This is a genomic window from Bacillus sp. 2205SS5-2, from assembly GCF_037024155.1.
Classification (GTDB): domain Bacteria; phylum Bacillota; class Bacilli; order Bacillales; family Bacillaceae_K; genus Bacillus_CI.
In genome coordinates this window covers 1-25,237 of sequence record NZ_JAYKTS010000022.1, presented here as the reverse complement: position 1 = coordinate 25,237, position 25,237 = coordinate 1, and the positions used below count along the sequence as shown (strand labels likewise).

At 36.1% G+C, this 25,237-nt stretch carries 24 protein-coding genes, 4 tRNA genes and 1 pseudogene; 21 read left to right on the top strand and 8 right to left on the bottom strand.

The window, feature by feature from the left end; all coding sequences use genetic code 11:
• Positions 1–2: 2 nt before the first annotated feature.
• From U8D43_RS14500 to rlmH, 14 genes are all read left to right on the top strand, one after another.
• On the top strand, positions 3–515 hold the full coding sequence (locus U8D43_RS14500; RefSeq protein ID WP_335871894.1) for a P-loop NTPase family protein: 513 nt from the start codon (positions 3–5) through the stop codon (positions 513–515).
• Between the two features lie 400 nt (positions 516–915).
• A tRNA-Lys gene (locus U8D43_RS14495) sits at positions 916–988 on the top strand.
• A gap of 10 nt (positions 989–998) precedes the next feature.
• A tRNA-Glu gene (locus U8D43_RS14490) sits at positions 999–1,070 on the top strand.
• A gap of 141 nt (positions 1,071–1,211) precedes the next feature.
• Positions 1,212–1,288, top strand: a tRNA-Asp gene (locus tag U8D43_RS14485).
• 391 nt (positions 1,289–1,679) lie between these two features.
• A tRNA-Phe gene (locus tag U8D43_RS14480) sits at positions 1,680–1,752 on the top strand.
• A gap of 247 nt (positions 1,753–1,999) precedes the next feature.
• Positions 2,000–3,460 (top strand): peptidoglycan DD-metalloendopeptidase family protein, encoded by a 1,461-nt coding sequence (locus U8D43_RS14475; RefSeq protein WP_335871893.1) that lies wholly within the window; start codon positions 2,000–2,002, stop codon positions 3,458–3,460.
• A 497-nt stretch (positions 3,461–3,957) separates the two neighbouring features.
• The gene (gene yycF / locus U8D43_RS14470) at positions 3,958–4,668 is read left to right on the top strand and encodes a response regulator YycF (RefSeq protein WP_335871892.1); all 711 of its coding nucleotides are present in this window, start codon (positions 3,958–3,960) and stop codon (positions 4,666–4,668) included.
• 6 nt (positions 4,669–4,674) lie between these two features.
• A complete protein-coding gene (gene walK, locus U8D43_RS14465; RefSeq protein WP_335871891.1) occupies positions 4,675–6,492 on the top strand; it encodes a cell wall metabolism sensor histidine kinase WalK in 1,818 nt (605 codons plus the stop codon).
• Positions 6,489–7,820 carry a YycH family regulatory protein gene (locus U8D43_RS14460; RefSeq protein ID WP_335871890.1) on the top strand — a complete coding sequence of 444 codons (1,332 nt, stop codon included), beginning with the start codon at positions 6,489–6,491 and terminating at the stop codon, positions 7,818–7,820. The genes walK and U8D43_RS14460 overlap by 4 nt, the downstream gene beginning before the upstream one ends.
• Positions 7,807–8,610 carry a two-component system regulatory protein YycI gene (locus U8D43_RS14455; RefSeq protein ID WP_335871889.1) on the top strand — a complete coding sequence of 268 codons (804 nt, stop codon included), beginning with the start codon at positions 7,807–7,809 and terminating at the stop codon, positions 8,608–8,610. Before U8D43_RS14460 ends, U8D43_RS14455 begins: the two co-directional genes overlap by 14 nt.
• A 5-nt stretch (positions 8,611–8,615) precedes the next feature.
• Positions 8,616–9,410 (top strand): MBL fold metallo-hydrolase, encoded by a 795-nt coding sequence (locus tag U8D43_RS14450; RefSeq protein WP_335871888.1) that lies wholly within the window; start codon positions 8,616–8,618, stop codon positions 9,408–9,410.
• Positions 9,411–9,709: 299 nt separating this feature from the next.
• Complete coding sequence (locus tag U8D43_RS14445) at positions 9,710–10,924, top strand: S1C family serine protease (protein WP_335871887.1); 1,215 nt, start codon at positions 9,710–9,712, stop codon at positions 10,922–10,924.
• Between the two features lie 165 nt (positions 10,925–11,089).
• Complete coding sequence (locus tag U8D43_RS14440) at positions 11,090–11,248, top strand: CxxH/CxxC protein (RefSeq protein WP_335871886.1); 159 nt, start codon at positions 11,090–11,092, stop codon at positions 11,246–11,248.
• Between the two features lie 83 nt (positions 11,249–11,331).
• Complete coding sequence (gene rlmH / locus U8D43_RS14435) at positions 11,332–11,811, top strand: 23S rRNA (pseudouridine(1915)-N(3))-methyltransferase RlmH (RefSeq protein WP_335871885.1); 480 nt, start codon at positions 11,332–11,334, stop codon at positions 11,809–11,811.
• Positions 11,812–11,898: 87 nt separating this feature from the next.
• Here rlmH and U8D43_RS14430 read toward each other — a convergent pair whose 3' ends face one another.
• A complete protein-coding gene (locus U8D43_RS14430) occupies positions 11,899–12,147 on the bottom strand; it encodes a hypothetical protein (RefSeq protein ID WP_335871884.1) in 249 nt (82 codons plus the stop codon).
• A 152-nt stretch (positions 12,148–12,299) separates the two neighbouring features.
• Here U8D43_RS14430 and U8D43_RS14425 point away from each other — a divergent pair, with 152 nt between their 5' ends.
• Together U8D43_RS14425 and U8D43_RS14420 are read left to right on the top strand one after the other, a co-directional pair.
• Positions 12,300–12,827, top strand: a complete 528-nt coding sequence (locus U8D43_RS14425) for a hypothetical protein (protein WP_335871883.1) — start codon at positions 12,300–12,302, stop codon at positions 12,825–12,827.
• A gap of 27 nt (positions 12,828–12,854) precedes the next feature.
• Positions 12,855–13,220, top strand: a complete 366-nt coding sequence (locus U8D43_RS14420; RefSeq protein WP_335871882.1) for a DUF7674 family protein — start codon at positions 12,855–12,857, stop codon at positions 13,218–13,220.
• Between the two features lie 33 nt (positions 13,221–13,253).
• On the opposite strand, the gene U8D43_RS14415 is transcribed toward U8D43_RS14420, so the two are convergent.
• Positions 13,254–14,348 (bottom strand): hypothetical protein, encoded by a 1,095-nt coding sequence (locus U8D43_RS14415; protein WP_335871881.1) that lies wholly within the window; start codon positions 14,346–14,348, stop codon positions 13,254–13,256.
• A gap of 324 nt (positions 14,349–14,672) precedes the next feature.
• Positions 14,673–14,921 (bottom strand): hypothetical protein, encoded by a 249-nt coding sequence (locus U8D43_RS14410; protein WP_335871880.1) that lies wholly within the window; start codon positions 14,919–14,921, stop codon positions 14,673–14,675.
• Between the two features lie 212 nt (positions 14,922–15,133).
• Here U8D43_RS14410 and U8D43_RS14405 point away from each other — a divergent pair, with 212 nt between their 5' ends.
• Together U8D43_RS14405 and U8D43_RS14400 are read left to right on the top strand one after the other, a co-directional pair.
• Entirely contained in the window at positions 15,134–15,268 is a 135-nt protein-coding gene (locus U8D43_RS14405; protein WP_335871879.1) for a hypothetical protein, read from the top strand.
• Positions 15,261–16,811: a recombinase family protein gene (locus U8D43_RS14400; protein WP_335871878.1), complete on the top strand. Its 1,551-nt coding sequence runs from the start codon at positions 15,261–15,263 to the stop codon at positions 16,809–16,811. Before U8D43_RS14405 ends, U8D43_RS14400 begins: the two co-directional genes overlap by 8 nt.
• On the opposite strand, the gene U8D43_RS14395 is transcribed toward U8D43_RS14400, so the two are convergent.
• The 3 genes and pseudogenes from U8D43_RS14395 to U8D43_RS21055 all read right to left on the bottom strand — a co-directional run.
• Positions 16,783–18,447, bottom strand: coding sequence for a recombinase family protein (locus tag U8D43_RS14395; protein ID WP_335871877.1), 1,665 nt, complete (start codon positions 18,445–18,447; stop codon positions 16,783–16,785). The two genes, U8D43_RS14400 and U8D43_RS14395, sit on opposite strands and share 29 nt — an antisense overlap.
• A gap of 69 nt (positions 18,448–18,516) precedes the next feature.
• Positions 18,517–19,221: a recombinase zinc ribbon domain-containing protein gene (locus U8D43_RS14390; RefSeq protein ID WP_335871876.1), complete on the bottom strand. Its 705-nt coding sequence runs from the start codon at positions 19,219–19,221 to the stop codon at positions 18,517–18,519.
• 3 nt (positions 19,222–19,224) lie between these two features.
• Positions 19,225–19,332 (bottom strand): annotated as a pseudogene (locus tag U8D43_RS21055) (recombinase family protein); the annotation flags it as partial.
• Positions 19,333–19,406: 74 nt separating this feature from the next.
• Between U8D43_RS21055 and U8D43_RS14385 the strand changes: the two are divergent.
• The 3 genes from U8D43_RS14385 to U8D43_RS14375 all read left to right on the top strand — a co-directional run bounded on the left by U8D43_RS14385 (position 19,407) and on the right by U8D43_RS14375 (position 22,958).
• Positions 19,407–20,974, top strand: a protein-coding gene (locus tag U8D43_RS14385; protein WP_442893613.1) for an IS3 family transposase whose coding sequence is annotated in 2 segments (ribosomal slippage) — positions 19,407–19,890 and positions 19,890–20,974 — 1,569 coding nt in all. Because the reading frame shifts where the segments join, the coding sequence is not laid out codon by codon here.
• A gap of 308 nt (positions 20,975–21,282) precedes the next feature.
• Positions 21,283–21,459 (top strand): hypothetical protein, encoded by a 177-nt coding sequence (locus U8D43_RS14380; RefSeq protein WP_335871874.1) that lies wholly within the window; start codon positions 21,283–21,285, stop codon positions 21,457–21,459.
• Entirely contained in the window at positions 21,456–22,958 is a 1,503-nt protein-coding gene (locus U8D43_RS14375) for a recombinase family protein (protein WP_442893612.1), read from the top strand. The genes U8D43_RS14380 and U8D43_RS14375 overlap by 4 nt, the downstream gene beginning before the upstream one ends.
• 95 nt (positions 22,959–23,053) lie before the next feature.
• Here the strand turns inward: U8D43_RS14375 and U8D43_RS14370 are convergent, their stop codons facing one another.
• The gene (locus U8D43_RS14370; protein WP_335871872.1) at positions 23,054–23,356 is read right to left on the bottom strand and encodes a nucleotide pyrophosphohydrolase; all 303 of its coding nucleotides are present in this window, start codon (positions 23,354–23,356) and stop codon (positions 23,054–23,056) included.
• Positions 23,353–24,999 (bottom strand): DUF2075 domain-containing protein, encoded by a 1,647-nt coding sequence (locus U8D43_RS14365; protein WP_335871871.1) that lies wholly within the window; start codon positions 24,997–24,999, stop codon positions 23,353–23,355. Before U8D43_RS14365 ends, U8D43_RS14370 begins: the two co-directional genes overlap by 4 nt.
• Positions 25,000–25,237: the final 238 nt, after the last annotated feature.

The following is a 25,237-nucleotide window of genomic DNA, read 5'->3' as shown; positions in this document are numbered from 1 at the left end:
AATTGAGAAAGCAAAAGATTCATATTATCGGGTCAGTAGGTAGTGGGAAAACGACTTTGGCAAAAACACTTGCTTCTACGCTCGGGACTCCTTATTATGAGTTAGATAATATGGTTTGGAAAAGAAGTAAAATTGGTGGTGATATTCGAAATACAGAAAGAGAAAGAGATCAACAGTTAAATGAAATTGTTGCAACGGACGAATGGATTGTAGAAGGAGCTCACCACGATTGGGTTAAACCAAGCCTTGATCGTGCCGATCGAATCATATTTTTAAATGTCCACGTAACTATAAGAGTGTTTCGTATTATCAAACGGTTTGTGAAGCAAATTCTTCGTTTAGAAAAGGCTAATTACCACCCCTCCTTCCAAATGCTTGTGAAGATGTTCAAGTGGACGATTGATTTTGAAAAGGAAAGAAAAAAAGAAGTGGAAAAATTAATATATCAATATGAAGATAAGGTGATTGTACTAAAAGATAATCGAGGCAAAGAGTTAGATAAAATAAGTAGTTAAGTATGGAACTGGATAGCATAGAGCACCTATCACAAAAAAAATTGCAAAAGTAAGTGAGAAGATTTTACCTTTTTCGACAAATATTTAAAAAAAGTATTGCCATGCTTAATTGTATTGTGTTAATATAAAAAACGTTGCTGAAACACAATAAATATTAAAAAATTAGCTGGATCCATTAGCTCAGTTGGTAGAATAACGAGCAAAGCTTCAAGGTATGAACTACGAGTTGTACTCAGCGAGCCACAACTTGAATAGACTTCCTGAGCTGAGGACACATTTCTTCAGCACATAATCTTCTAGCATACAGCTTGAGCTACATTTAGAATAGGCAATATGAAAGCAGAACGTCGTAGATGCCGTTTTAAAAATAGATAAACTATCATTCTATACCTCATATCGAGAGCCATTAGCTCAGTTGGTAGAGCATCTGACTTTTAATCAGAGGGTCGAAGGTTCGAATCCTTCATGGCTCACTTTTAGCAAGGCCCGTTGGTCAAGCGGTTAAGACACCGCCCTTTCACGGCGGTATCACGGGTTCGATTCCCGTACGGGTCATTAGATTATTTGTTTTTCTAGGTAAGGATATTTATTTTCGCTTCGCGGGGTAATGACATTTATTTTCGCTTCGCGAGGTAATGACATTTATTTTCGCTTCGCGAGGTAATGACATTTATTTTCGCTTCGCGAAAAAAATTTGGTCCGGTAGTTCAGTTGGTTAGAATGCCTGCCTGTCACGCAGGAGGTCGCGGGTTCGAGTCCCGTCCGGACCGCCATCTTTTATACATAAACTTATGGATTTCATGATTTAGTTGACATCAATCGACATAAAGAGTAGAATTCAAAACATCACTTCATATTATATTTATTGAAAGTCCAATCTCATATAAAATGAGAGGATTTCGATAAGCAAGAAGATCAAAGAAACGATTGAGAGAACACCGGAGTGCACTAGGGTGCTTGAGGATATGAACGATTGAGTTGACGAAGAGATTCAAAGATTAGCGAAAGCCGAAACTATTATGGCTCGGTAGCTCAGTTGGTAGAGCACGAAAGAATATGCTCCCAACGATTTAACTTCAAGCGTACAGCTCGAGAAGCATCTAGAGTATCCATCCTGAGAGCTGGATGATGGACAATTATTTTTTTTGAAACATTACATATTATGGCTCGGTAGCTCAGTTGGTAGAGCAATGGACTGAAAATCCATGTGTCGGCGGTTCGATTCCGTCCCGAGCCACTTCCTAAAAAGTACTGCGATGATATTAGCTCTCGTAGTGCTTTTTTTATTTGTCTAAATTTCCAAAAAACGTTGATATAAGTTATTAAATGTCAGTTATTATACATTTATGTTACATCTTGTTGAAATATAACACTTTACCACCTAGACTGTGTTAAATTTATAGAGCAAAAAATATATTATTATAGAATACTAGAACTTTAGATATAGAGAAGATGTTCTTGTCCGTTTAGGGGGAAATAACGTAATGTGGAAAGAGAAAATCTCGATCATGAACGCCAAATTATCCAAACTAAATACAAGTCTCGTAAAAAAATCAATTATTACTGCATTAGCAGTATCTACTTTGACGTTTCATTCAGTAGCTGCAACAAATGGTAATTCTTCTACTTTTGAAACGGTCTACCACGTCTACTTCAGTGATCAATATTTAGGTGTTGTATCTGATCAATCGATGGCTGAAGAGTTGATTGATACTAAAATGGAAGAGCAAGCTAAAAAGTATGATGTTGAAACGGTAAAAATAGCAGAAGAATTAACATACATACCTGAACAAGTGTTTACGAAAAATATAAATAATGCTTCTGTCTTACGAAAAATTTCAGAATCAATTGTGATTCAATCAGAGGCTATTGGTATTCAAATTGATGAGAAAACGGTTGCCTACGTTGAAAGTAGTGAAGAAGCTGACCAAGTCTTAAAAAACATTAAATTGCTTTATGTGTCAGAAGATGAACTAAGTCAATGGGAGCAAGAATCTCAATCTTCTTCTCCTCTACCCGAATTAACGGAAGATGAAACAAGAATTATCGATATTTCTTTTAGTAAAAAAGTTACACACACTGAAACAAACATTGATCCTGCTAAAATTCTATCTGTAGAAGAAGCAGTTGCGTTTCTAACAAAAGGAACGTTAGAAGAGAAAAAGTATCAAGTTCAAGCGGGAGATGTTCTTGGTTCGATTGCAAATGAACATGATCTTTCAACTGCGGAATTACTATCTATAAATCCAGATCTCACAGAGGATTCGGTTTTACAGCTAGATGATACTATAAATGTTACGGTTCATCAGCCGTTTATTTCATTAGCCATAACGAAGGAAATGAAAAACATTGAAACCATTCCATATGAAAAAGAAGTAATAGAAGATGAATCGATGTGGAAAGGCGACACGAAAGTGAAACAAGAAGGAAAAGATGGAGAGAAATCGGTCACTTACGGAGTGACCAGTATTAACGGAATCCAAACGGCAAAGGAAATAACCAAGGAGCAAATAGTGTCAGAGCCTGTTGATTATATTGTCATCAAAGGAACAAAGGTTGTTCCTTCGCGAGGATCTGGAAATTTTGTATGGCCGACAAACGGTGGCTATGTTTCTAGTCATATGGGACCACGATGGGGATCAGTACACAAGGGCATGGACATTGCGAGACCGAGTAATTTAACGATTAAAACGGTTGATAACGGGGTTGTCACGTCTGCTGGATGGGATAGTGGCGGCTACGGTAACAAAGTAGTTGTAGATCATCAAAATGGATTTGTGACAGTGTATGCTCACCTAAGTGCGATACATGTTTCTTCAGGTCAAACTGTTGCTCAAGGGTCTTCTCTTGGTTTAATGGGAGCCACAGGTCAATCAACTGGTGTTCATCTTCATATTGAAGTATATAAAAATGGTGTGTTAGTCAACCCGAAAGACTATCTATAATAAGGCAGTTTTCAATAAGTTTATAGCTTTTTATTAGGCTCTTTTCGTATACATTGCGGCTATTTCATCTGATTTTTGATTAAATGGCCCATTCCCCTGTTGATTTCCATTAAAAATAGACGAAATGATGAACGAAATAAAGCTATAATCTGTGAGAAAGTAGTCTAAATAATAAAATGCCTCTAGCGCTAAGCTTGAGGCATTTTATTTCATATAGAGGGAATTTCTAAAGTATTTCCGAAGAAATGTTATAAAAACAGTGATTTTTCGCTGTTAAAATGGAAAAAGATGAAAACATGTAGGTTACATGATAAATTAGTAGAAAGCAGATTTATTGAACAATTGAGAGAAAGAACATAAAGTGATACTTCGATCAGTGGATGGATTGTCTTCAACCACTACATCACCTGTTAAATTATACAATGGTTTAAAAGAAAAGGTTTAGCAATGAAACAAAGTAGTTGAGAATACTAGTAGAGAGAAGAGGAGTGGGATGAATGGATAAGAAAATATTAGTTGTAGATGACGAAAAGCCAATTGCAGATATTCTTCAATTTAATCTTCAAAAAGAAGGTTATGAGGTCCACTGTGCTTATGACGGGGATGAAGCCGTCACGATGGTAGAAGAAATAAAGCCAGACCTGATCTTATTAGATATTATGCTTCCAAACCGTGATGGTATGGAGGTTTGTCGAGAAGTTCGGAAAAAAAATGATATGCCGATTATTATGCTAACGGCTAAAGACTCTGAAATTGATAAAGTGTTGGGGCTCGAACTTGGAGCCGATGATTATGTAACAAAACCTTTTAGTACAAGGGAATTAATTGCTAGGGTTAAAGCGAATTTGCGACGCCATCAACGTCTTGCTGAGCAACAAATAGAAGAAGAAAAAGGGAATGAAATTGCCGTAGGATCGTTAATTATTCATCCAGATGCCTATGTTGTTTCAAAACGGGGCGAGACGATTGAACTGACTCATAGAGAATTTGAATTGCTTCATTATTTAGCGAAACATATTGGCCAGGTGATGACTCGAGAGCATTTACTACAAACCGTATGGGGATATGATTATTACGGCGATGTTCGTACAGTCGATGTAACCGTTCGTCGATTACGCGAAAAAATAGAAGACAATCCAAGTCATCCAATGTGGATTGTCACTAGAAGAGGAGTAGGCTATTATTTACGCAACCCAGAACAGGAGTAGAAGGTAATGAACAAAGTTGGTTTTTTTCGTTCTATTCAATTAAAGTTTGTTCTTATATATGTATTATTAATTTTCTTAGCCTTGCAAATTATTAGCGTGTATTTTGTACAGGAGTTAGAAGATAACCTACTGACCAATTTTAAAACATCGATTACGGAACGTGTTAATTATCTTGAATTTACGATTCGGGAAGAGATGTTAAAATCGAGGGAAGAAGATTCACCATCGTTAGAACAAGATCTTCGTGCGGTACTAGACGATTTTGCTGATGCTGGAGATATCTCAGAAATTCGAATTGTGGATAATGGTAAGCGAATTATCGCAGCGTCAAACCAGGAAGTTGAGGGTTTCCGGATGACAGATGATGAGGTCAGTCGGACGCTTGCCATTGAAAAAGAAGTCGACATTTTTAAAATTGATAGACAAAATGGAGACCGCCTTCTAGTTTACACCTCCCCCATTTTTGCCGACCAAGAAATGATTGGTGTGATCTACTTAATTGCTAAGGTTGAAACGGTATATAAGCAAATGAGTCAAATCAATGAAATTCTTGCAACAGGAACAGCGATTTCACTAGTTGTGACGGCGATTATTGGTGTCTTTCTTGCTCAAACGATTACAAAGCCTATCTCGGATATGAAGAAGCAGGCGCAAGCGATGACAAAAGGGAATTTTTCTCGAAAAGTAAAAGTGTATGGAAATGATGAAATCGGACAGTTAGCGACTACGTTTAATAGTTTAACGAAACGACTCCAAGAGGCACAAGCCACCACTGAAGGGGAAAGAAGAAAGCTATCTTCAGTTCTTTCTTATATGACGGATGGTGTGATTGCAACTGATAGAAAAGGTCGAGTTATTTTAATCAATGATCCTGCGGCAGAACTGTTAAGTGTTTCGCGTGAAGCCGTTTTATCGCAGTCGATTGTGGCATTATTAGGGCTAGATGAACGATATACATTTGATGGTTTATTAAATGAACAAGATTCGGTGATTTTAGATTATAGTACGGAGGAACATCCGTACATCCTGCGAGCTAATTTTTCCGTTATTCAAAAGGAAACAGGATTTGTTAATGGGTTGATTACCGTTCTCCATGATATTACTGAACAAGAAAAAATCGATATGGAGCGCAGAGAATTCGTTGCCAATGTTTCTCATGAGCTAAGAACGCCACTTACGACTATGCGAAGTTATCTAGAGGCATTAGCTGAGGGAGCATGGAGAGACACAGAGATTGCGCCGCGATTTCTAGACGTCACCCAAACTGAAACCGAGAGAATGATTAGATTAGTCAATGACCTGTTACAATTATCCAAATTAGACAGTCGTGATTACCGAATAAATCAAGATTGGATAAATTTTGTGGAGTTTTTCGATCGTATTATTGATCGTTTTGAATTGTCGAAAGAACAGAATGTCGTCTTTATTCGTGAGTTACCATCTGAAAAAATATTTGTAGAAATTGATCCAGATAAGTTGACTCAGGTAATTGATAATATTATTTCTAATGCTTTGAAGTATTCTCCTGAGGGTGGGACTGTCACATTTAAAGTCAAAAAAGAAGACAGTCAAATTCGGATTAGCGTGTCAGATGAAGGACTAGGCATTCCAAAAGATAACGTAGAAAAAGTATTTGAACGTTTCTACCGAGTAGATAAGGCACGATCTCGTCAAATGGGTGGAACGGGTTTAGGATTAGCCATTGCGAAAGAAATGATTTTGGCGCACGGAGGTAATATTTGGGCGACAAGTAAAGAAGGAAAAGGAACAAAGATTTACTTCACCCTTCCGTATGCCGACGTGCAAGAGGATGACTGGATATGAAGTATGAAACTGTAAAATCAACCGTATTGACGATACTAGTAGTCATGAGTCTGGGTTTAACGTATACAATTTGGACCTATCAGCCTACGTATCAGCCTATTGAAAGCAATGATACCTTTAATATTTCTATTGAAGCTCAAAAAGACTATAACACTTTGATTAAGCCATTTAAGCTTTTGTATCATAAGCGAAATGCAACTTACGGATCTGTCGAAGAAGAAGAACTCGATAAAGTACTTAATGAATTAAAAAAGTGGAATTTATATGATGTTCGAAATGTGAGTGAACAATATAACACGAATGCGTTTTTAGAAAGAATTCATGGTAATGATAAAATTGAGGTTATATTTCCAGATCTTGTTCCATCAGAAATATACAAGAATGTGCTAAAGTTTGAGGATACTGAGTTTCAATCCTTTGATTTTGATCGCATTGTCATTGATATGTCAAAGAGTGATCTTGATACGGCAAATGTATATTTTGTTGATTATAGTAATCAAACACTGTATGAGGCTCGTTTTAATTCAGATGTATTAGCGGATTTTGATCAGAATGTCGTACGGTATGCATTTGGTAATGATCGTTATGACTTTGAAGTAATAAATGGTGAGCGACGAATCTATTTTCCGGTAAATGTTTCGGAACTACCGATTCAGAAGTATTTATACGATGAAATTGATCCGGAAAATTTTAAGAACGCGCTTTTTACGGATCCTAATAATGTTAAAAAGGATTTACTTTTTCAAGGGGAAGAGTTTTCGAATGGAACAAGCTTTATGGAAGTGATGTACGTATCTAATATGCTTCGCTACGTGAATCCTAGTCAAGAAACCAATGGATTACTATTTAGTAGTGATCTTGTAGAGAAATCGATTAATTTTATCAATGTTCATGGTGGTTGGACAGATGATTTTCGCTATTTTCAGATTAATCCGAGTAGTAGACGAATAGTCTATCGATTATTTCATCAAGGTTACCCAGTATTTAACGAAAATAATATGGCTGAAATGACGCAGCGATGGGGTATAGAGGATATTTATATTTACGACCGACCTTATTTTGAGATTAATTTACGCGTGGATCTTGGATCAGAACCGGTTCAACTAGTCTCTGGAGAAAGTGCTATAGCTTTTTTACAAGATAGTAAAAATATCGATGACAAAGAATTGCAAGATTTGATGATTGGTTATCATTTGTATAAAGATCCAGACAGCCCTTCGACGTCGAATGTCATTATTCTAGAGCCATCTTGGTACTATCAATACAAGGGTATATGGTATCGGCTATCGATTGAAGAATTAGGAGGAAGGGCAAATGGATTGGAATAGGACGAAAACTATTTTTATCATTGTATTTACGGTATTAAATATTTTTCTCATTACACTCTTAGCCAAAAAACTAAATGCACAATATGAAAACCTGCATGACCCTACGATTGAAGAGCAATTAGCCGTTGATAATATCACCTATGGTAGTTTGGATAAATTGGTTAAAAAAGAGCCTCGTATTTCGGCTAAAACAAAAAAATTTTTGGAAGAAGATTTGATTCAGCTAGAAATGCAAGAAATCAGTCTCATTAATAATAATACGAAAATAAAGTCGATTCTTAAGGAGCCGTACTCCCTAGGGGAAGAATTTAATAGGACTAAAATGATTGAGGTTATTAATCAATATATCTTTAATGGCAATATCTATCGATTTGGTTATTACGATGAGACGAATAAAATAATTACCTATTTTCAGGTGTACAACAATAAGCCACTCTATAAAAATCGTTACGGTCATATTGATTTTTATCTGAATGACGACTTTGAAGTGGTATCTTATGAGCAAACGATGCTTACTTCCATAGAATCTTATACGGAGGAAGAGGATATTTTGCCTGCAATTGATATTATTGAAGTATTGCGATCGAAAGGAAAATTGCGTCCTGATAGTGAGATTGTTGATATGGAAATTGGCTATCATACGCTCGTTCAATTGACTGAATCTCAAGTACTTACGCCAACCTGGCATTTCGTTGTTGAGCATGAAAGTGTAGGAGTCGAACATTTGTATGTCAATGCGATTGAAGGTACTGTGCTAGATTTAAACAGCAATGAAGAGAAAGTGGAGTGAGTTACATGAACATGCAATTTAGTGTCTTAGCGAGCGGCAGTACGGGAAATGCTACATTTGTCGAAGCCGGTGGAAAATCCTTTCTTATTGATGCCGGCTTTAGTGGAAAGCAAATGGAGAACCTTTTTCAACAAGTCGACCGGAAAATAGAAGATTTATCGGGAATATTTGTTACACATGAGCATAGTGACCATATAAAAGGAATCGGTGTTCTGGCACGTAAATATAAACTACCGATTTTTGCAAACGAACAAACATGGAAAGCTATGGAACGTCTCGTAGGAGAAATAGCTACGGAGCAGAAATTCATTTTTGATATGGAAAGTGTGAAATCATTTGGGAGTGTCGATATCGAATCGTTTGGTGTCTCCCATGATGCAGCCGAACCGATGTTTTATATTTTTCATCACGAAGGCAAGAAGTTCGTCGTCGTCACGGATACCGGTTATGTAAGCGATCGAATGAAAGGCATCATTTCAAATGCCGATGTGTATGTCTTTGAAAGTAACCATGATGTCGATATGCTCAGAATGGGAAGGTATCCATGGAGTGTGAAGCGACGGATTCTTTCGGACGTGGGACATGTGTCAAATGAAGATGCAGCCGTTGCGATGAGCGAAGTCGTTGGCGAAAATACGAAAAGAATCTATCTGGCACATTTAAGTGCGGACAACAATATGAAGGATCTAGCGAGAATGAGTGTAGAACAAACACTCTTAAGCCGTGGGCATGTGGTTGGAGAACAATTTGCGTTGTATGATACAGATCCGAAAAAAGCCTGTGAGCTTACACTAGTTTAGTAATGCGCAAGACGTTGAAGAGAAAAGAGGTTTATTCTTTTCTCTATTTTTTATGGCTTTTTCGTATGCATGGTTGCTCTTCCCTTTCATTATGGGTGAAACCACCTGTTTGAGTAACAATTCCGTACAATAAACAAACGGAAAAGACGTCTGAAGTCTAGATGTATTCGAAAAAGCCATTTAAAAAATAAATTTAGTGAAATTTTTAATGCCTTTCTCATGAAATTTTAATGTACGCTGATTATAATATAAGATATAAACTCACAATAGAGAATAGATGTACGAAAGGATGAGAAACATTGGGTTATTATGATGAACAAGATGAAAGTCGCACTCATTATAAAAAGAGAAGTCATAAAGGCGGATACTTTCTCGCAAGCTTAGTAGGACTGGTATTAGGGGCATTATTAGTAGTTGTGGCTCTTCCTAAACTAGTTGACTATGATGTGCTTTCGAATGTTTCCATATCAGAGGATTCAGAGTCAATCACAGAAAATGGGACGAGTGCAACGAAAAATATATCGGTTGACGTGACGACAAATGTAACCGATGCTGTTGAAAAAGCAGGGGATACCGTTGTTGGCATCTCAAACATTCAAGCAGGTGGTTTTTGGTCTAGCGAAGCACAAGAAGCAGGAACGGGTTCGGGTGTAATCTATAAAAAAGCAGGGGATCTCGCTTATATTGTGACGAATTATCATGTAATTCAAGGGGCGGATCAGCTCGAGGTCACCTTGGCCGATGGATCAAAAGTACCGGCTACCCTTCGTGGTGGCGATTCATTAACAGATTTAGCCGTGTTGGAGATTGAAGGAACAAAAGTCAATGATATTGCTGAATTTGGTGATTCTTCTGCACTTAAAGCGGGAGAGCCTGTAATCGCGATTGGGAACCCCTTAGGCTTACAATTTTCAGGATCTGTCACCCAAGGAATTGTCTCCGGTGTAGAAAGAACAATTCCTGTCGATGTCGACCAAAACGGAACGATTGATTGGCACGCAGAAGTCCTACAAACCGATGCAGCAATCAATCCAGGAAACAGCGGCGGTGCCTTAGTTAATATTTCGGGGCAACTTGTGGGGATTAACTCGATGAAAATCGCCCAATCGGCTGTAGAAGGTATTGGACTGGCGATTCCAATAAATTATGCGCAACCGGTCATAGAGGACTTAGAGAAATTCGGAAAAATCCGTCGTCCGGCTATGGGAGTAGCGTTAAGAAACGTGAATGAAATTTCTGCTTATCACCAAGCGGAAACATTAAAATTACCAGAAGACGTGATCGATGGTGTGTTAATTGAGAAAGTGACGCCAAACTCCCCCGCAGCTCAAGCAGGCTTAGAAGAACTAGATGTGATCACAGAGCTTGATGGGGTGAAAATTAAAGACATGATTGAATTACGAAAGCACCTTTATAATGAAAAAGAAATAGGTGATACGTTGGAGGTAACCTTCTACAGAGGGGGAGAAACTCAAACCATTACGATGACGTTAACGGATACTTCAAGATTATAGGTGAGGATAACAAAAAGCAGAAAAGAGACTTCTCTTTTCTGCTTTTTGTTGTCTAGCTCCAGGCGCCTTGCGCATTTCTTATGACATGTTATGATGTCTGTGGATAATAATTTCTACTTCTAAACATACTGAACATATTGATATCAACAAGGGGGAGAAAGTAATATGATTTACTGTTGTAAAGAACACGTAGAGCTGGCACTAGATGTGGCAGTTGACGAACATGAAGTGGCACCTCAATTAGAGGCTGTGGATTCAGAAAAAAAGTTATCAACAGCCTGTGAATATTGTAATAATCAGGCAGAATATATTGTGGCGAACTAATATTCCTATACCATATGTGGATAGAAAATGTGGATATGTGGATAAGTGTTGTGGATAAGTTGTTTGTAAAGTGAGGATGACCTGTGAATATAACAATCATAACAGTTGGAAAATTAAAAGAAAAATACTTAAAACAAGGAATAGATGAATACGTAAAGCGACTTTCGGCCTATGCCAAAATCGATATTATTGAGCTAGCTGATGAAAAAGCACCAGAGCAACTAAGCAAACTTGATATGGAAATCGTCAAAAATAAAGAAGGCGAACGAATTCTTAGTAAAATTGGCGCAGATACCCATGTGATTGCCCTAGCGATCGAAGGAAAGATGCAATCTTCGGAGCAGCTGGCAGATAATTTGGACAAGCTGGCGACGTATGGGAAGAGTAAGGTGGCCTTTGTGATTGGTGGATCCTTAGGGTTAGGTGATGAGGTTTTGAGGAGGTCGAATGAGAAGTTGTCATTTTCGAAGATGACTTTTCCCCATCAGTTGATGCGCTTGGTTTTGGTGGAGCAGATTTATAGAGCGTTTCGGATTAATCGGGGTGAACCTTATCACAAGTGATGGTAAAGCAGAGTTTTGAAGTAATTCTAGATAGTTCATTGTTAAAATTACTCCGAGTATAAAACGGCAGAAATACTGCCGTTTTATTTATTTCACAATATCTTGGTTAATTCCTTCAGCTTTAGCAAGATAAAAAGTATATTCTTGCCCTTTTTGTTTTTGAGCAATTACTAGAAATTCAATAATATCTCCAAAGTTGAATTTATGAACTTTACCACTTCCGAAAAATTTATGAACCTCACCATTTACTTGAACATTTAAAACACTCATTTGTTTATTATTTTTTGTATTAAAGTGACCGCATGAAATAACGCGACCTTTACCACTTAAAAACATTTAAATCACTCCTTGTTACTGAAAGTTATCTTGCTTTAGCGAATAAATAATAATACATATTTAGAGAATTTGTTAAAATTAATTATAAAAGAATTAGTTGTTAGGATACTGAAACAGAATTCTTAAACTGAATAGCGTATGGAGGTTAAGAAATGATTACTAAAGCAGAGATAATAGCCCAGCCATATTCAGGTGAATACAAGGAGAGGATATATGACATTTCGAGTCCGTGGAACTCTCAAGATTGGACTTGGATTAAATTCACAAATGATGATTTTACTGATTGGTGTGGAAACTTTCGGGGATTTCCGCGAGATGTTGCACTTTCAAAAAAGTATAACTTTATTCTTGTTCTCACTTCAGATTACTTATTTAAAATTGATTGCCATGATGGAGAATTAGCTGAATATGAGTCGGACCCTCGATATCAAACTCTTACAGTTACGCCTTCAGGAGATTTCATAATAGCTAATTATTACGACATTCAAATTATAAAATCAACCTTAGAAAATAAAATACCAGTGGAAAGTCCAATAAAAATGGATACGATTAAATTTCATGGTTGGTCCAACAATAAACTATCAATTACATGTGATGAATTTCTTAATTGGGATAACAATGTGGAGCTAGAACTCGATGGTGATACTTTTGAACTTACTGTAAAAGGCTTGCAAAAATAAATAGAAGTAGTATTAGGTGGTGTAAAAGTGAATAAAGACAATTTAGCTGAGCAATTTGTAAAGGAATTCACTAACTTTAAATCATTATTAGAACAGCACGTTAAATTTAATAATGAAATATTACCTCACGTTTTCTTTGGTGAATGTAATGATTACTTTATTGATTTCCTTGTAAAAGAGGAAAATTCAAGAGACCTTGTAAAGTTATTCGAGTTCTTTGAAAGTATGGCAATTAAGGGTGATGAATTCGTTAAGGAATTATTAAGTGTTACTATACTTGAAAGACTTGGAGATAATAAAGAAGTCCTCAATAAAGCTTATAAATATATGGGGAAAGAAACAAGAAAGGCTTCTGATGAAATAGAAAAGCAATTGGAAAGATATTTGAAATAAAAGTTGTTTAATTTGAAAGTAAAGACCATCAATTTAAGATGATGGTCTAATATTGTTATGGAAATGACGTAATTGATAATTAGATGAAAAAGTGAGTTTATTAGCTTCAATTTCTTTACCCTGTTCTAATGTAATCTTTTCGTCTACTGTGTAAATTTGTTCAATCTCATATGTTTGTAACGAAGCAGATGATAAGTAATCCTTTAATTGGATTTCTAACTTATGTTTATTTTGTGCAAAGGCTAAACGTAATACAGATACCAAATCATATTCAGTGGTGCCTAATAATAACGACTGTGCTCTTTTTTTCGGTCGATAATTCATTTCTTCAATTTTGTCAGGAAAGTGATTTAAGAAATATATGAGTGCTTGTTCTTGAATACTTTCCACATTAGAAAAGCTAGGTTTAACAATATGTAAGGACTGGAACAACTCATCTTCAGCAATTTCAGGGTCAGCTTTATCACGTCTAACGCGAACTTCAATTCTCCACCAATGTTTCCGCCTTTGAAGTTGTTCACGTTCCCAATCAGTTAAATCTGCCTCATACTCTATTCCATTTTCTAAAGCTCTTTCTTCCTTTGAAAGTTCCTTCATTTTTTCTTTTTTCTTATCGTATATACAAACGTGCCATTCACTTTCTTTGCTTCCTATGTACATTGTTTCTAACTTACCATTCTTTCCAATGTATTTACCTATTTTCTTAGGACTATTACCAGCGAAGTAGATATAATCGGCTAAATCAGCTTCAACATCAAAGGCAAAATCCAATCTAGTAAATCCAACATTCTTTAGTAAAGGTAAAATTTTCTCTTTTAAATAAATATCCTCATCGGAAGTTATCCTTTTAGGATTGAATTCTAACTTGAATTCTCTTACATTTTTAAACTTCTTTTTATCGTTTGTTTTAAACCATATCTTTTCAAATATATATCCTTCAATTTCAGGAGTATTGTCTCCCTTTCGTATAGAAATAGGAGTATCTATCGAGTCAAGTAGTCTTTGAAAAGGATGTTTACCATTCCAATAACACCAGTTTCCCAATATTGATACTTTATCTATTGATACACCAAAAACTTCAGGATACTTGCCGTCTAAATAATTTAAAAATACTTGTATATCATTCATATTAAAACCCCTAAAAATAAAAACAACTGCAAAATGACAAACCTAATCGGCTATTAGAGGAGCCGATTATTACTACCGCCTCACTTCGTTCGTTGCTGGAAGTTAGAAAAGCATAACAGTCTTGAAAAATAGACTCTTCTACTTTTCAAACTTACGCATTCAGGGTTCCTCCCTTCAAAATTGTGTGCTCATTGTTTTTTGTGTTTTTTCAAAAAAACTTTTTTTGAGTACATAATTTTTAGGAGGTGGCTCAATGTGCAAAATGCGTCAATTGGGGGAGACGCTCTGCACTTGAGCCTCTCCTGAAAAAACCTTCTCTTAAATCTATTCACTTATTTCTTTAAAAGAATAGAGTGCAGCGAAACCACGATAACTTTTTTGACGAACAAAACCCCTTATCAAGTTTCTTTGTTCCTCACTTAAGTCAATTTCTAATAGTTTTAATTGGCTACGAGTGCAAAAGTCAAAAGGAATTCCAACATCATCTTCTTTAGTAAAGTCGTAAATTGGAAGACCAGAACGTTTGACCTCTTCTTTTGAAAATAACCCGTTTTTATTAGCTTTTAAATCCAAAGACTCACCCCCTAAATCTAAAACCCTTTTACTTTCTAACCTAAATTTATTAAATGTCAAACAATTCATAAAATAAAAACTTTTAAATTCAAAAAAATAAATTGCGTTTTTCCCCAAATGGCTTTTTTATTTTTGTATCTTATAAATACAAACAGCGCTGATTTGAAAATTCATGTATTAAACATAAAAAAATTTATTCGGAGGTTTTCAACATGAACAACACAATGGAAAAGACAAATTTAATCGTTCCTACAACAGAGGAAATGAAGAAGAAAGAATTAGTAAGTGTACTTGCAGGGTTAATCAAAAAATATGCAAATGAAAAGGAGAGTAACGAAAATGAGTAAACTTCGTGCGGCAATTTATATCAGAGTGTCAACAGATGAACAAGCAAACAATTTCTCATTAAAAGCTCAAGAGTCAGTAGTAAAGGAATTTGCAGAACGTAAAGGGTACAACGTTGTTGATGTTTATTGTGATGATGGATATTCAGGTAAGGATTTTAACAGACCAGAGGTTCAGCGTCTTTTAAGGGATATCAATCAAGATAAAGTTGACGCTATACTTGTCTGGAAGGTTGACCGTTTATCAAGAAATAACGCGGAAGTCTTGACATTATGTAACAATCTATTGAAACCAAAAAACAAAAAGTTGATTGTGACATCTATTGATATTGACTCAAGCACCACTAATGGTTATATGTTTATCTCTTTACTCAGCACCTTTGCTGAGTATGAGAGAGCGACTATTATTGATAGAGTAAATAATGGAATGCAGAAGAGAGCAGAAGAAGGAAAATGGAATGGTGGGAAAATCCTTGGTTATGACAATGTTAAAAAAACCTTAGTTATCAATGAAAAAGAGAGGAAGGTTGTTGAAGAAATCTTTCTATTAAGAGAACAAGGTCTTGGTTACAAAGCAATCGTAAATATTTTAAATGAACGAGGAGAAGTTACCAAAAAGGGCAATGCGTTTAGTATCACAGCGGTTAGTCTAATTCTCGAAAACCCAGCTTATATAGGAAAGGTAAAATGGGGTCAGTATCGAGATTGGAATAACAAAAGGAGAAAAGGTAAATCCGAACCTACGTATGTTGATGGAGTTCATAAAGCTATAATCAATCAGGAATTATGGGATAAGGTTCAAAACGTTAATAAGTTGCAAGAGGAAGCTTATTCTAACAACCGTAATTTTAAAGGGGATTTATTCCTAACAGGTGTATTGAAATGTCCAAAGTGCGGTGCGGGTACTGTAATGTGTAAAACCAAAAAGAGAAACGGTGAAGGTTATCACATCTATTACATGTGTCAGGCTTACCATAGCAAAGGTAAATCAGCTTGTAGTACAAACCTAATCAAAAAAGATGTGGTAGAGCAAAAAGTATTAAACGTAATTTCTGAATTGGTTCGAGACGATGAAATTGTTAACAACATTATTGAAAAGTTAGATGCTGAAAAAGAAAATCATTTTGAGCCAATGGTAAAGGAATTAGGAATTTATCAATCAAAATTGAATTCTCTTTTGAGTAGACAAGCAAAGTTAGATAAAGATTATTTTGATGATAAAATGGAAATTACAAACTATAATCGTTTATCAATAAATATTCAATCTGACATTGAGGCTTTTCAAGAGAAGGTTAAACAGCAGAAAAGAGAAATTGAAAAGCTATCTAGTTCAAATAAGATAGATAACGAAATTGTAATTGCTGCTCTTCTTAACTTTAATGAACTGTTCCATAAAGCAGATGGTGAAGAGAAAAAAATGTTAGTTCGTGCTTTAATCAAGGAAATACAAATGGATGAAAATCGGAAGGATATAAAGAAAATCGCCTTCTGGTTTTCTTCAGAAAATGCTTTACTATCTAATAAGGGGAGCAGAACCTTATCATAAATAGAGGCAAAAAAAGTTGTAAATAAGGTGATATTTTGTCTTTTGAATCTGTAAATTCACCTGCTTTGTGGAAAAGTACATGGATAAGAGTAAACGTATTAGATATGTTAACTTCGGTAAAATCAAATTCCAACGTAATCTTATCAATGGAGCGGGAGTGACCTTTTAAATGTTTAACAGAGATATTATGCAGTAGCAGTTGAAAGAGATGCTTTTGCTTATCTCTGGTAGCATGTTGAAACACCTCCAAATACTTTTCTAGTAACTCTCTTATTAGATCAGGTGATATAACTTTTGAATCAGATGAACTTAGATGTATGCTAAGTTCATTTCTCTTTTGTTCTAAATCAGCTTTTTCTTTTGCTATCTTTTGGAGACGTTCTTGAAGAATGGCAATGGGAAAGAGATTTTTTTCAAATGCCTCCATATATCTCTCCTGCATTGCATTTACTTCAATTAGTTTCTGTTCTACGGCTTCAATTTCGTTTTTAGTTTTCACGGTTGCTTTAACGGTTTGCTTATTCAAAGCTTCAATTGTTTTAGTGAATTGCTTTGCATCATTTAAAAAGTCTATTAGTCCATTAATTACCAACTCTTCTGCTTCGTAAGCTTTAATTGAATTTGATTTACAAGAGGAAGATCCTTTATTATGAAAATTTCCACATACATAGTAGCGATGTTTATGTTTTGATCCGTCTTTTCGAGTAGAAGTGGTTATTGATGGAACCATACCTTGGCCACAATCCGGACACCTAAGAATACTACTTAATAGAAAAGGTTCATTTGATTGACGCTGTTTAAAGGACTTACTTTGTCTACGTGCTTGAACGATACTCCATGATTCATTTGATATAATCGATTCATGCTTTCCATCTACTATAATAGGATTTGGATTTTTACCTTTTCTTCTTCGTTTATCCCAATTCTCTACTTGCAACCATCTTATTTTTCCTATATAAACTGGATTATCTAATATTGTTGCAATACCATTGATAGAAAAATGCCTATTATGCTTTGTCCGATAGCCATCTTTATTAAGTGAATTAGCAATTGCTTTTAGACCTTTCCCTTCCGAATACATATTGAAGATCAATCTTACAATGGCTGCTTCTTTAGGGTTTATTACTAATTCTTTTTCTACTGAATCATAGCCAAAAATAAGACCACCATTCCACGATCCTTCTCTGGCTCGTTGAGTCATTCCAAGCTTTACGTTTTCGGAAAGGGTATTACGCTCCATTTCAGCAATAGAAGCCATAAGTTGAACGACTAAACGACCTATAGGGCTACCAGTATCAAAGTTCTCCGAGTAAGAAATAAACTGTACATCGTTTTCTTCAAATTGATCTAGTAGCACAAGTGTATCTAACATATTGCGAGAGAGACGTGAAATCTTCCAAACCAAGACCGCCTGAAATTTTCCCTTGTCTACATCAGATACAAGTCTCTGCATAGCGGGACGTCCCTTTATTGATTTACCACTAATTCCTTCATCGACATATTCGTCGGCTATCTCCCAGCCATATAAACTAGCATATTGACGAAGTGTCTGAAGTTGAGCGGAAATACTATAACCCTCCGATGCTTGCTCTTCAGTACTAACACGACAATAAATTGCGACTCTTTGTATTTTCAAAATACCTCCTCCTTTTAACTAAATACTATATTAAAAAATAAGAAAGGAGAAAGGGAAGTTCCCTTTCTCCTACAACTTTGCTAAGTCATTATTATTAAAGTAATAAACTATATTTTTAATTTTCCTATCGTTTGTTGTTGCTCCGTTGGTGACATGAATTTCCTTAATGATATGATTTAGTAACAACTTTTTTTCTTCATTAAGGAGTAATGAAGAAAAATCATTGAAGTTGTTAGAACAAAAATTAATAATCTCGTTAGATGTCTGATTCTGTTTAAATTTAATGTATTGTGTTATTTCAATTAGATTTGAGTTTTTTCTATTCAATTGATCTTGTTGTTTTTTTAATTTACCTTTTAGGAATTCCTTATCCAAAGAAAGTTCTGTATCATACATTAATTCAATGACATTATCCATTTTAACTTTGATTTGTTTTATCTCCTTTTTAAGATTATCCATTTCTCTTTCTAAGGGTTCAAGTTCAAAAGAGAGTGTAGCTGCAATCGCTCCATCTACAGATGCTGATAAATCTAAGCTGTTTATATACATAGTAAAACTTTTAAAAACCGTTTCCTCTGCATATTCCTTTTTAATTAAATTAGAAGAACAAGCGACTTTTCCACTATTTTTATTTTTACTGCATTGATAATATTTATATTTTTTACTACTATTACCTTGTAACATAGGAGAACCACACTCAGGGCATTTTAGCAATCCAGATAATGGGTAGGAGCCGGGATGAACTTTTAATGGTTGATAACTACGTGCCTTCATTACTTCTTGCGTTTTGTCCCACAGTGATTGTTCAATGATAGGTACATGGATTCCTTTTTTATATTCACCTTTCCATTTAGTATTCCCGATATAAATTTGGTTTTGTAATATCCCTCTCTGTTAGGATAAATGTCGTAAGGTACTTTAGTGTTATAGTTAAGTAAATAACACGGAGGTCGATTGATATGACAAGTAGTAATAGAGTACGATATTCGCTGGAACGAAAAGAAGCGATTGTTACACGTATGATGCCACCAAAAAATGAGTCAGTGACACAAATTGCGAAAGAAGAAGGCATCTCAGAAGTTACTTTATACAAGTGGCGTAAGGAAGCACGCACAGCTGGTGTGGCAACGCCAGGCAATAGTCAAACAAGTGATAAATGGAAAAGCGAGGATAAGTTTTTAATTGTCATGGAGACGTTTGCGATGAACGAGTCGGAGTTAGCAGACTACTGTCGTAGAAAGGGTCTGTATCGTGAACAGATTGAAGCATGGAAACGTGTATGCCTTCAGGCAAATGGTCAGGCATTCGATCAAGCAAAGCAGTTGAATGGTGCATTGAAGGATGAAAAGAAACGTGCCAAGCAATTAGAAAAAGACCTACAAAAGAAAGAAAAGGCACTAGCTGAAGCTGCGGCGTTATTGCTTTTGCGAAAAAAGGCCCAAGCGATTTGGGGGGACGACGAGGAAGAATGATTAGCCCGTCAAATCGCGTATTAGCTGTCGAACTCATACAAGAAGCCAATCAAAATGGTGCGCGATTAGCGAAGGCTTGCGTGGAACTTCAAATCAGCGTTCGAACGTACGAGCGTTGGGTGGCAAAGGGAGATGTAGAGGTCGATCAGCGCTCCATCACGAAAAGACCAACGCCGAAAAATAAGTTGTCTGAGGAAGAAAAAGAGGAAATACTGACGGTTGTCAAACAAGAAGAATACGCCGATTTACCACCGACGCAAATTGTGCCAAAGCTTGCGGACGTCGGGACTTATATCGCCTCAGAATCAACGTTTTATCGTGTATTACGCGAAGAAAAGATGCAACACCACCGTGGTCGTAGTCAAAAGCCCGAGCGAAGAATTCCTGAGAGTCATCTGGCCATCGCGCCCAACCAAGTATGGTCATGGGACATTACATGGCTTGGGGGGCCTGTGAAAGGAATGTATTATCGCCTCTATTTAATTCTGGATTTATTTAGTAGAAAAGTAGTCGGTTGGGAAGTGTGGGAATCGGAAGAGGCAAAACACGCCGAAACGCTCGTGAAGAAAGCAACCTTCAATGAAAAAATTCAAGGAACACCCCTCGTGTTACATTCAGATAATGGGAGCCCGATGAAAGCTGAGACATTCTTGAGTTTACTAGAGAAATTGGGGATTCAAAGCTCCTTTTCAAGACCACGTGTGAGTAATGATAATCCATACTCAGAAGCGATGTTTCGGACACTCCAGTATCGCCCGAATTTCCCGAACAAAGGTTTCGCATCGCTTGAGGAAGCGAGACAATGGGCACAGCAGTTTGTCCATTGGTACAACGAGATTCATCTGCATAGTGGACTGGAATTTGTGACACCTGTACAGTGTCATACTGGAGAACACATAGCCATATTGGAAAAGCGAAAAGAAGTATACGAAGCAGCGAAGGAAAAGCATCCAGAGCGTTGGACACGAGGGATAAGAAATTGGACGCCAAATAAACAAGTAGCGCTAAATCCAATGCGAGACGAGGGGAAGGCAGAAGTATCGAAGAAACCATAACACTCCCCCATTTCCCTGGTGATGTAGATTGAAAGAGTTCCTTTCCTTTCGATCTACATCACCAGGACAGCAAGCGAAGCGCGGTAGCTTTGATTGAACGAGGGGATTCATCCAATCTTTTAAAATACTAAAGTAATTAAATACGACAACTATATTGACAACCACCGCCGCTAACGATGTATTTGAAGAACATCTATTTCTGTTCTCCAGATATTGTTAGTGGTGCTTTTTTGTCTAAATGCCCTCTGATTCAGATATAAATTTTGCTGAAGATTTCTAGAGAATAACAATTTAAAGAGGTGTTGTATATGAAGAAAAACATACAGGTTGATTACAACCAACATTATAAATCAGTTTTAACGATTGAAAAAGATGTGGAGAAGGTTAAGGCTTCAGACTTTTTACACAACTTCGCGGAATTAATAATAAAATATTCGAGCCACATAGAGAAGCAGCTTAAAAAAGAAAGTGAGGAATTACAATGAAGAAGAAAAGAGCGGTAGGGTATAAACGGAGAAGTCCAAGGTCGGAAAAAGACTTTGGGAACACGTCCTTGGAAAAACAAGAAGATGAGATAACTAAGTATTGCATGCAGAATGATATTGAACTAGTTGACGTTTACGAAGATGATCTAAAGTCGGGTAGTTCATTCAAAGGTAGGGACGGGTTTATTGAAATGTATAACCGAGTTTTAGATGAGTATGAAGAAATAGATTACATAATCGTCTACAAGCAAGACAGATTGTCCCGTGATTCGTTAGATACATTGTATTTTATGAAACAGCTTAATGCAGTTGACAAACATGTCATATCAATAGCTGACAGTATAAATACAGAGGATCCCACGGCAAAGATTCTTGTTCATGTTTTGTCATTGGTTGCTGAATTGGAAAGGGAATTCATCTCATTTCGGACGAATTCCGGAATGGAAAAAAGAGCTGAAGATGGAGAGTTTTTAGGTGGGAAAATCTTTGGGTATGAAGTAATAAATAAGAAATTATCATTACTTCCTGAGGAAGCGAAGGTTGTCAGATATATATTTGAAAAATGTGCTTCAGAAAAGTGGGGTTACAAAAAGATTGCTGCTAACCTTAATATCCAAGGTATAAGGACTAAAAATAAAAATCAATGGACAGTTAATGCAATAAAAACTGTGTTACAGAATCAGCAGTATATAGGTAATTCTAAATGGCGAGGGAAACTTAGAAAAGGGAAACATACTCCAATCATTGAAAAGTCATTGTGGGATGAAACTAGAAAGGTAATGCAAGCAAGAAGCTATACGCCTCGAAAGATACATCCAGGCTCCTATCCCCTTAGCGGAATACTTAAATGTCCTCAATGCGGGGGATCTATGGTTCAAGGGTACAGCAGTCAGAAATACAAGTATTACCAATGCAATAAAAATAAAAATAGTGGGAGTAGTGTCTGTTCTTCCAATCTCATTAAAAAGGAGTATGCTGAGGGGGTTGTACTTAAGGATTTTCTGCATCAGCTCAAAAGAAAAGTATCTCCCTCAACTGTTTACTCAGTAACACAGTCAATATTAGGCTATGAATTAAATCCTTTGGAGAAAGAAGCTAGTAAACTAAAAAAACAGATAGGAAGGTTAGAAAGAGAGATGTTGAAAATAATGGAACACTCTAGTGACACATCCCTCAATCTAGATACCGATATGATAAAGTCCCATTTAGCAACAAAGCAAGCTGAAATAAACAAAATAAACAGTGATCTTGCTGACATTGCTAAGCAAGTAGAGTTGAAACAAAATGAATCTATAATGGATATTATTTATTGTTCGATTAAGAACTTTGAAGAGTTTTACCATACACTCTCTGATGATGAAAAGAAATCGTTTTTTCATTCTGTTATTAAAGAAATTCAAGTAACTAGAGGAGAAAAAACAAAAGATCGTCGTATAAAAGATGTTATTTATCATTTTGATTTAGAAGAGGTTAATGAATTGGTTAATCCTGTTAGTTAGCTATAATTGTCATGCTTTTTCGCTATCAAGTAAGGAAAAGGGTTGATCCTGTTATCTATTAATATAAATCAATATGGAAGAGGAAGTCCCTTATCTTATCCAATAGGATACTTCCTTCCATTCTTTAAGAGTTTCTCCTCTACAATCTCATTAATATCCAAATCAAGATCAGAACACAACATCAATGAGTAGATTAAGACATCCGCGACTTCTTCGCGGATGTTTTCTTTATTAGTTTTTATTGCTTCTTCGCTACTGATCCATTGAAAGTCTTCAAGTAGTTCGGCTGCTTCAATAGAAATAGAGATAGCAAGGTCTTTGGGGTTGTGATATTGTCTCCAGTTACGATCATCTCGGAATTTGTTTATTTTATTGATTAAGATTTGAATATCGCTCAAACCTTTCCTCTCCTTTCTAAAGCTAATAGATGTTTTCTTAATATAGGGTCTGTAGCATAAATATATAAGCCGTGAATTCCTCTCTTCATTAAGACGTTAATGGAATTGAGGATGATTTCTTCCTTGATTTCTTGGTTCTTCTCTGGTGATAAGTCAGAGCGTGAAGCAAATGCCCCTTTATCTTTATATCTAGAAGGGTCAATAACTAGCTTGTCTTCCTCTCCATTATAGCTAACGGAGGGGCCAAGAACTACACCGACAAAGTTAAGATCAAAGCCTTGCACAGTGTAGATAGAGCCGACTTCTCTAATCGATTCCGGATTCTCAGCCCATGCTACATTATTCATTGTGTTATTCCAAGGCATGTTTATTCCTTCTTCATCGACAATATAAGATTTCTTGTCTTTTTTATGTAAGTAGTCAAAGGTTGAGACAATACGCGATAGTCCAATTTCGTTATTCTTCCTTTCTATAGCTGCTTTAAACGACTCAGCATCTTTGAAAAACTTAAGCTCAAATGAAGAGTCTGTATCTACCGGAAGTGGAAGTACTTCTTTGGCGATAAAGTGATCAATCCAATTTATTGTTTCAGGACTGGCATTCATCCTCATTTGGTCTGTTAACTTCACGGTTTTGGCGGAATAGTTTTTGGTAATTTCCTCAAGCAAACTGTTGTTCCAATAGCTTTTAATTTTCAATACTTGCTTTGGATCAAAGATGACGATAGTAATTTTGCTACGTTTAATAATTTCATCCAATTGATTCTTATAGTTGAAATTGTTATAGCTATCTTCCTTTGTTAATAGTAGATGCGCCTCGTCAATGAGAACAATATCTGCTGATGTTCCTGACTTCGTTTTCTCATTAATGAATGGTGTTGGCTTCATTAGATTTTTTTTCTTAATATTCGGCAAGCTGTTAGCAATATTTTTGTACGTCTTCAGCATCTCGCCATTATTCACTAGCATGTAATTATCGGATCTTTGTAGAAGAGAGCTACTATCCTTAGATAAATCCTGAAGAGTATTAAACAACGAGCTTAAGAGGACACTTTTACCTGTGCCAGCATCTCCTTCAACTGTAATCACATGGTTGCCTTCTAACATGATATGTTCCTTACAGAAATCAAGGATTTCATTTTTAATATCCAGCTGAAGAGGTGACAGTTCTTTATATGGTGATAGTTTATAAATATCTTTGTTCTGAAGATTTTCAAGAGTCTCACTGACAATGTTTTCTTCACGAAGCTTCTTCCAAATTGCTTGAAAAAGATCTTCGTTATAGAATGATTTCTCAAAATAATTGTGAGTTTCCCTTGAACTAGTCTGACTTACATTTTGCAATTGAAAGTGGTTATCGGCAATAAAATAATTAATCAAGTTTGACTCAATATTGTACGTAGCAGACTGATTAAACTTCTCATGTCCAATCAAAATAGATCGGTTCAAATTCCTTCGCCTTTTATCCTCTAAATGGTTCTTTAACCTTCTTGTAGCCTGAACGGTTTGTCCGATATAAGCTGACGGCCTTTTTCTCTCGTTATAAAGAATATAGACGATAGGATAATTATTTAGATGAACCTGCTTAACGGTATAGTCAGAGTCCCGTGTAAAATCTCTCTTTTCAAATACTAATTCACTCATACTTGTAGCCTCATTGTTTCTTTTTAAGATAATAGTATCATACTGGAGAGTCAAAAGTTCTCCAATATTTCACCATAGAAAAATAACCCTTCAACAGGCGTGTTGATTATCCATTTTCAGGCAAACTAATCCCGTAGAAAATCCGGGCGTTTTTTAAAACTACACTCATTTCGGATAACCAATCAATTGGGAGATCATTTATTAAAAGAAGTCTTGTAAATGAGATAAATGATAGCTT

Coding starts and splice junctions, on each gene's coding strand:
- U8D43_RS14430 (WP_335871884.1), bottom strand. CDS start 12,147: ATGTTTTTAAGTGGTAAAGGTCGCGTTATTTCATGCGGTCACTTTAAT.
- U8D43_RS14375 (WP_442893612.1), top strand. CDS start 21,456: ATGAAGAAGAAAAGAGCGGTAGGGTATAAACGGAGAAGTCCAAGGTCG.
- U8D43_RS14425 (WP_335871883.1), top strand. CDS start 12,300: ATGATTACTAAAGCAGAGATAATAGCCCAGCCATATTCAGGTGAATAC.
- U8D43_RS14390 (WP_335871876.1), bottom strand. CDS start 19,221: ATGAAGGCACGTAGTTATCAACCATTAAAAGTTCATCCCGGCTCCTAC.
- U8D43_RS14475 (WP_335871893.1), top strand. CDS start 2,000: ATGTGGAAAGAGAAAATCTCGATCATGAACGCCAAATTATCCAAACTA.
- U8D43_RS14455 (WP_335871889.1), top strand. CDS start 7,807: ATGGATTGGAATAGGACGAAAACTATTTTTATCATTGTATTTACGGTA.
- U8D43_RS14400 (WP_335871878.1), top strand. CDS start 15,261: ATGAGTAAACTTCGTGCGGCAATTTATATCAGAGTGTCAACAGATGAA.
- U8D43_RS14365 (WP_335871871.1), bottom strand. CDS start 24,999: ATGAGTGAATTAGTATTTGAAAAGAGAGATTTTACACGGGACTCTGAC.
- yycF (WP_335871892.1), top strand. CDS start 3,958: ATGGATAAGAAAATATTAGTTGTAGATGACGAAAAGCCAATTGCAGAT.
- U8D43_RS14460 (WP_335871890.1), top strand. CDS start 6,489: ATGAAGTATGAAACTGTAAAATCAACCGTATTGACGATACTAGTAGTC.
- U8D43_RS14380 (WP_335871874.1), top strand. CDS start 21,283: ATGAAGAAAAACATACAGGTTGATTACAACCAACATTATAAATCAGTT.
- U8D43_RS14415 (WP_335871881.1), bottom strand. CDS start 14,348: ATGAATGATATACAAGTATTTTTAAATTATTTAGACGGCAAGTATCCT.
- U8D43_RS14405 (WP_335871879.1), top strand. CDS start 15,134: ATGAACAACACAATGGAAAAGACAAATTTAATCGTTCCTACAACAGAG.
- walK (WP_335871891.1), top strand. CDS start 4,675: ATGAACAAAGTTGGTTTTTTTCGTTCTATTCAATTAAAGTTTGTTCTT.
- U8D43_RS14440 (WP_335871886.1), top strand. CDS start 11,090: ATGATTTACTGTTGTAAAGAACACGTAGAGCTGGCACTAGATGTGGCA.
- U8D43_RS14450 (WP_335871888.1), top strand. CDS start 8,616: ATGAACATGCAATTTAGTGTCTTAGCGAGCGGCAGTACGGGAAATGCT.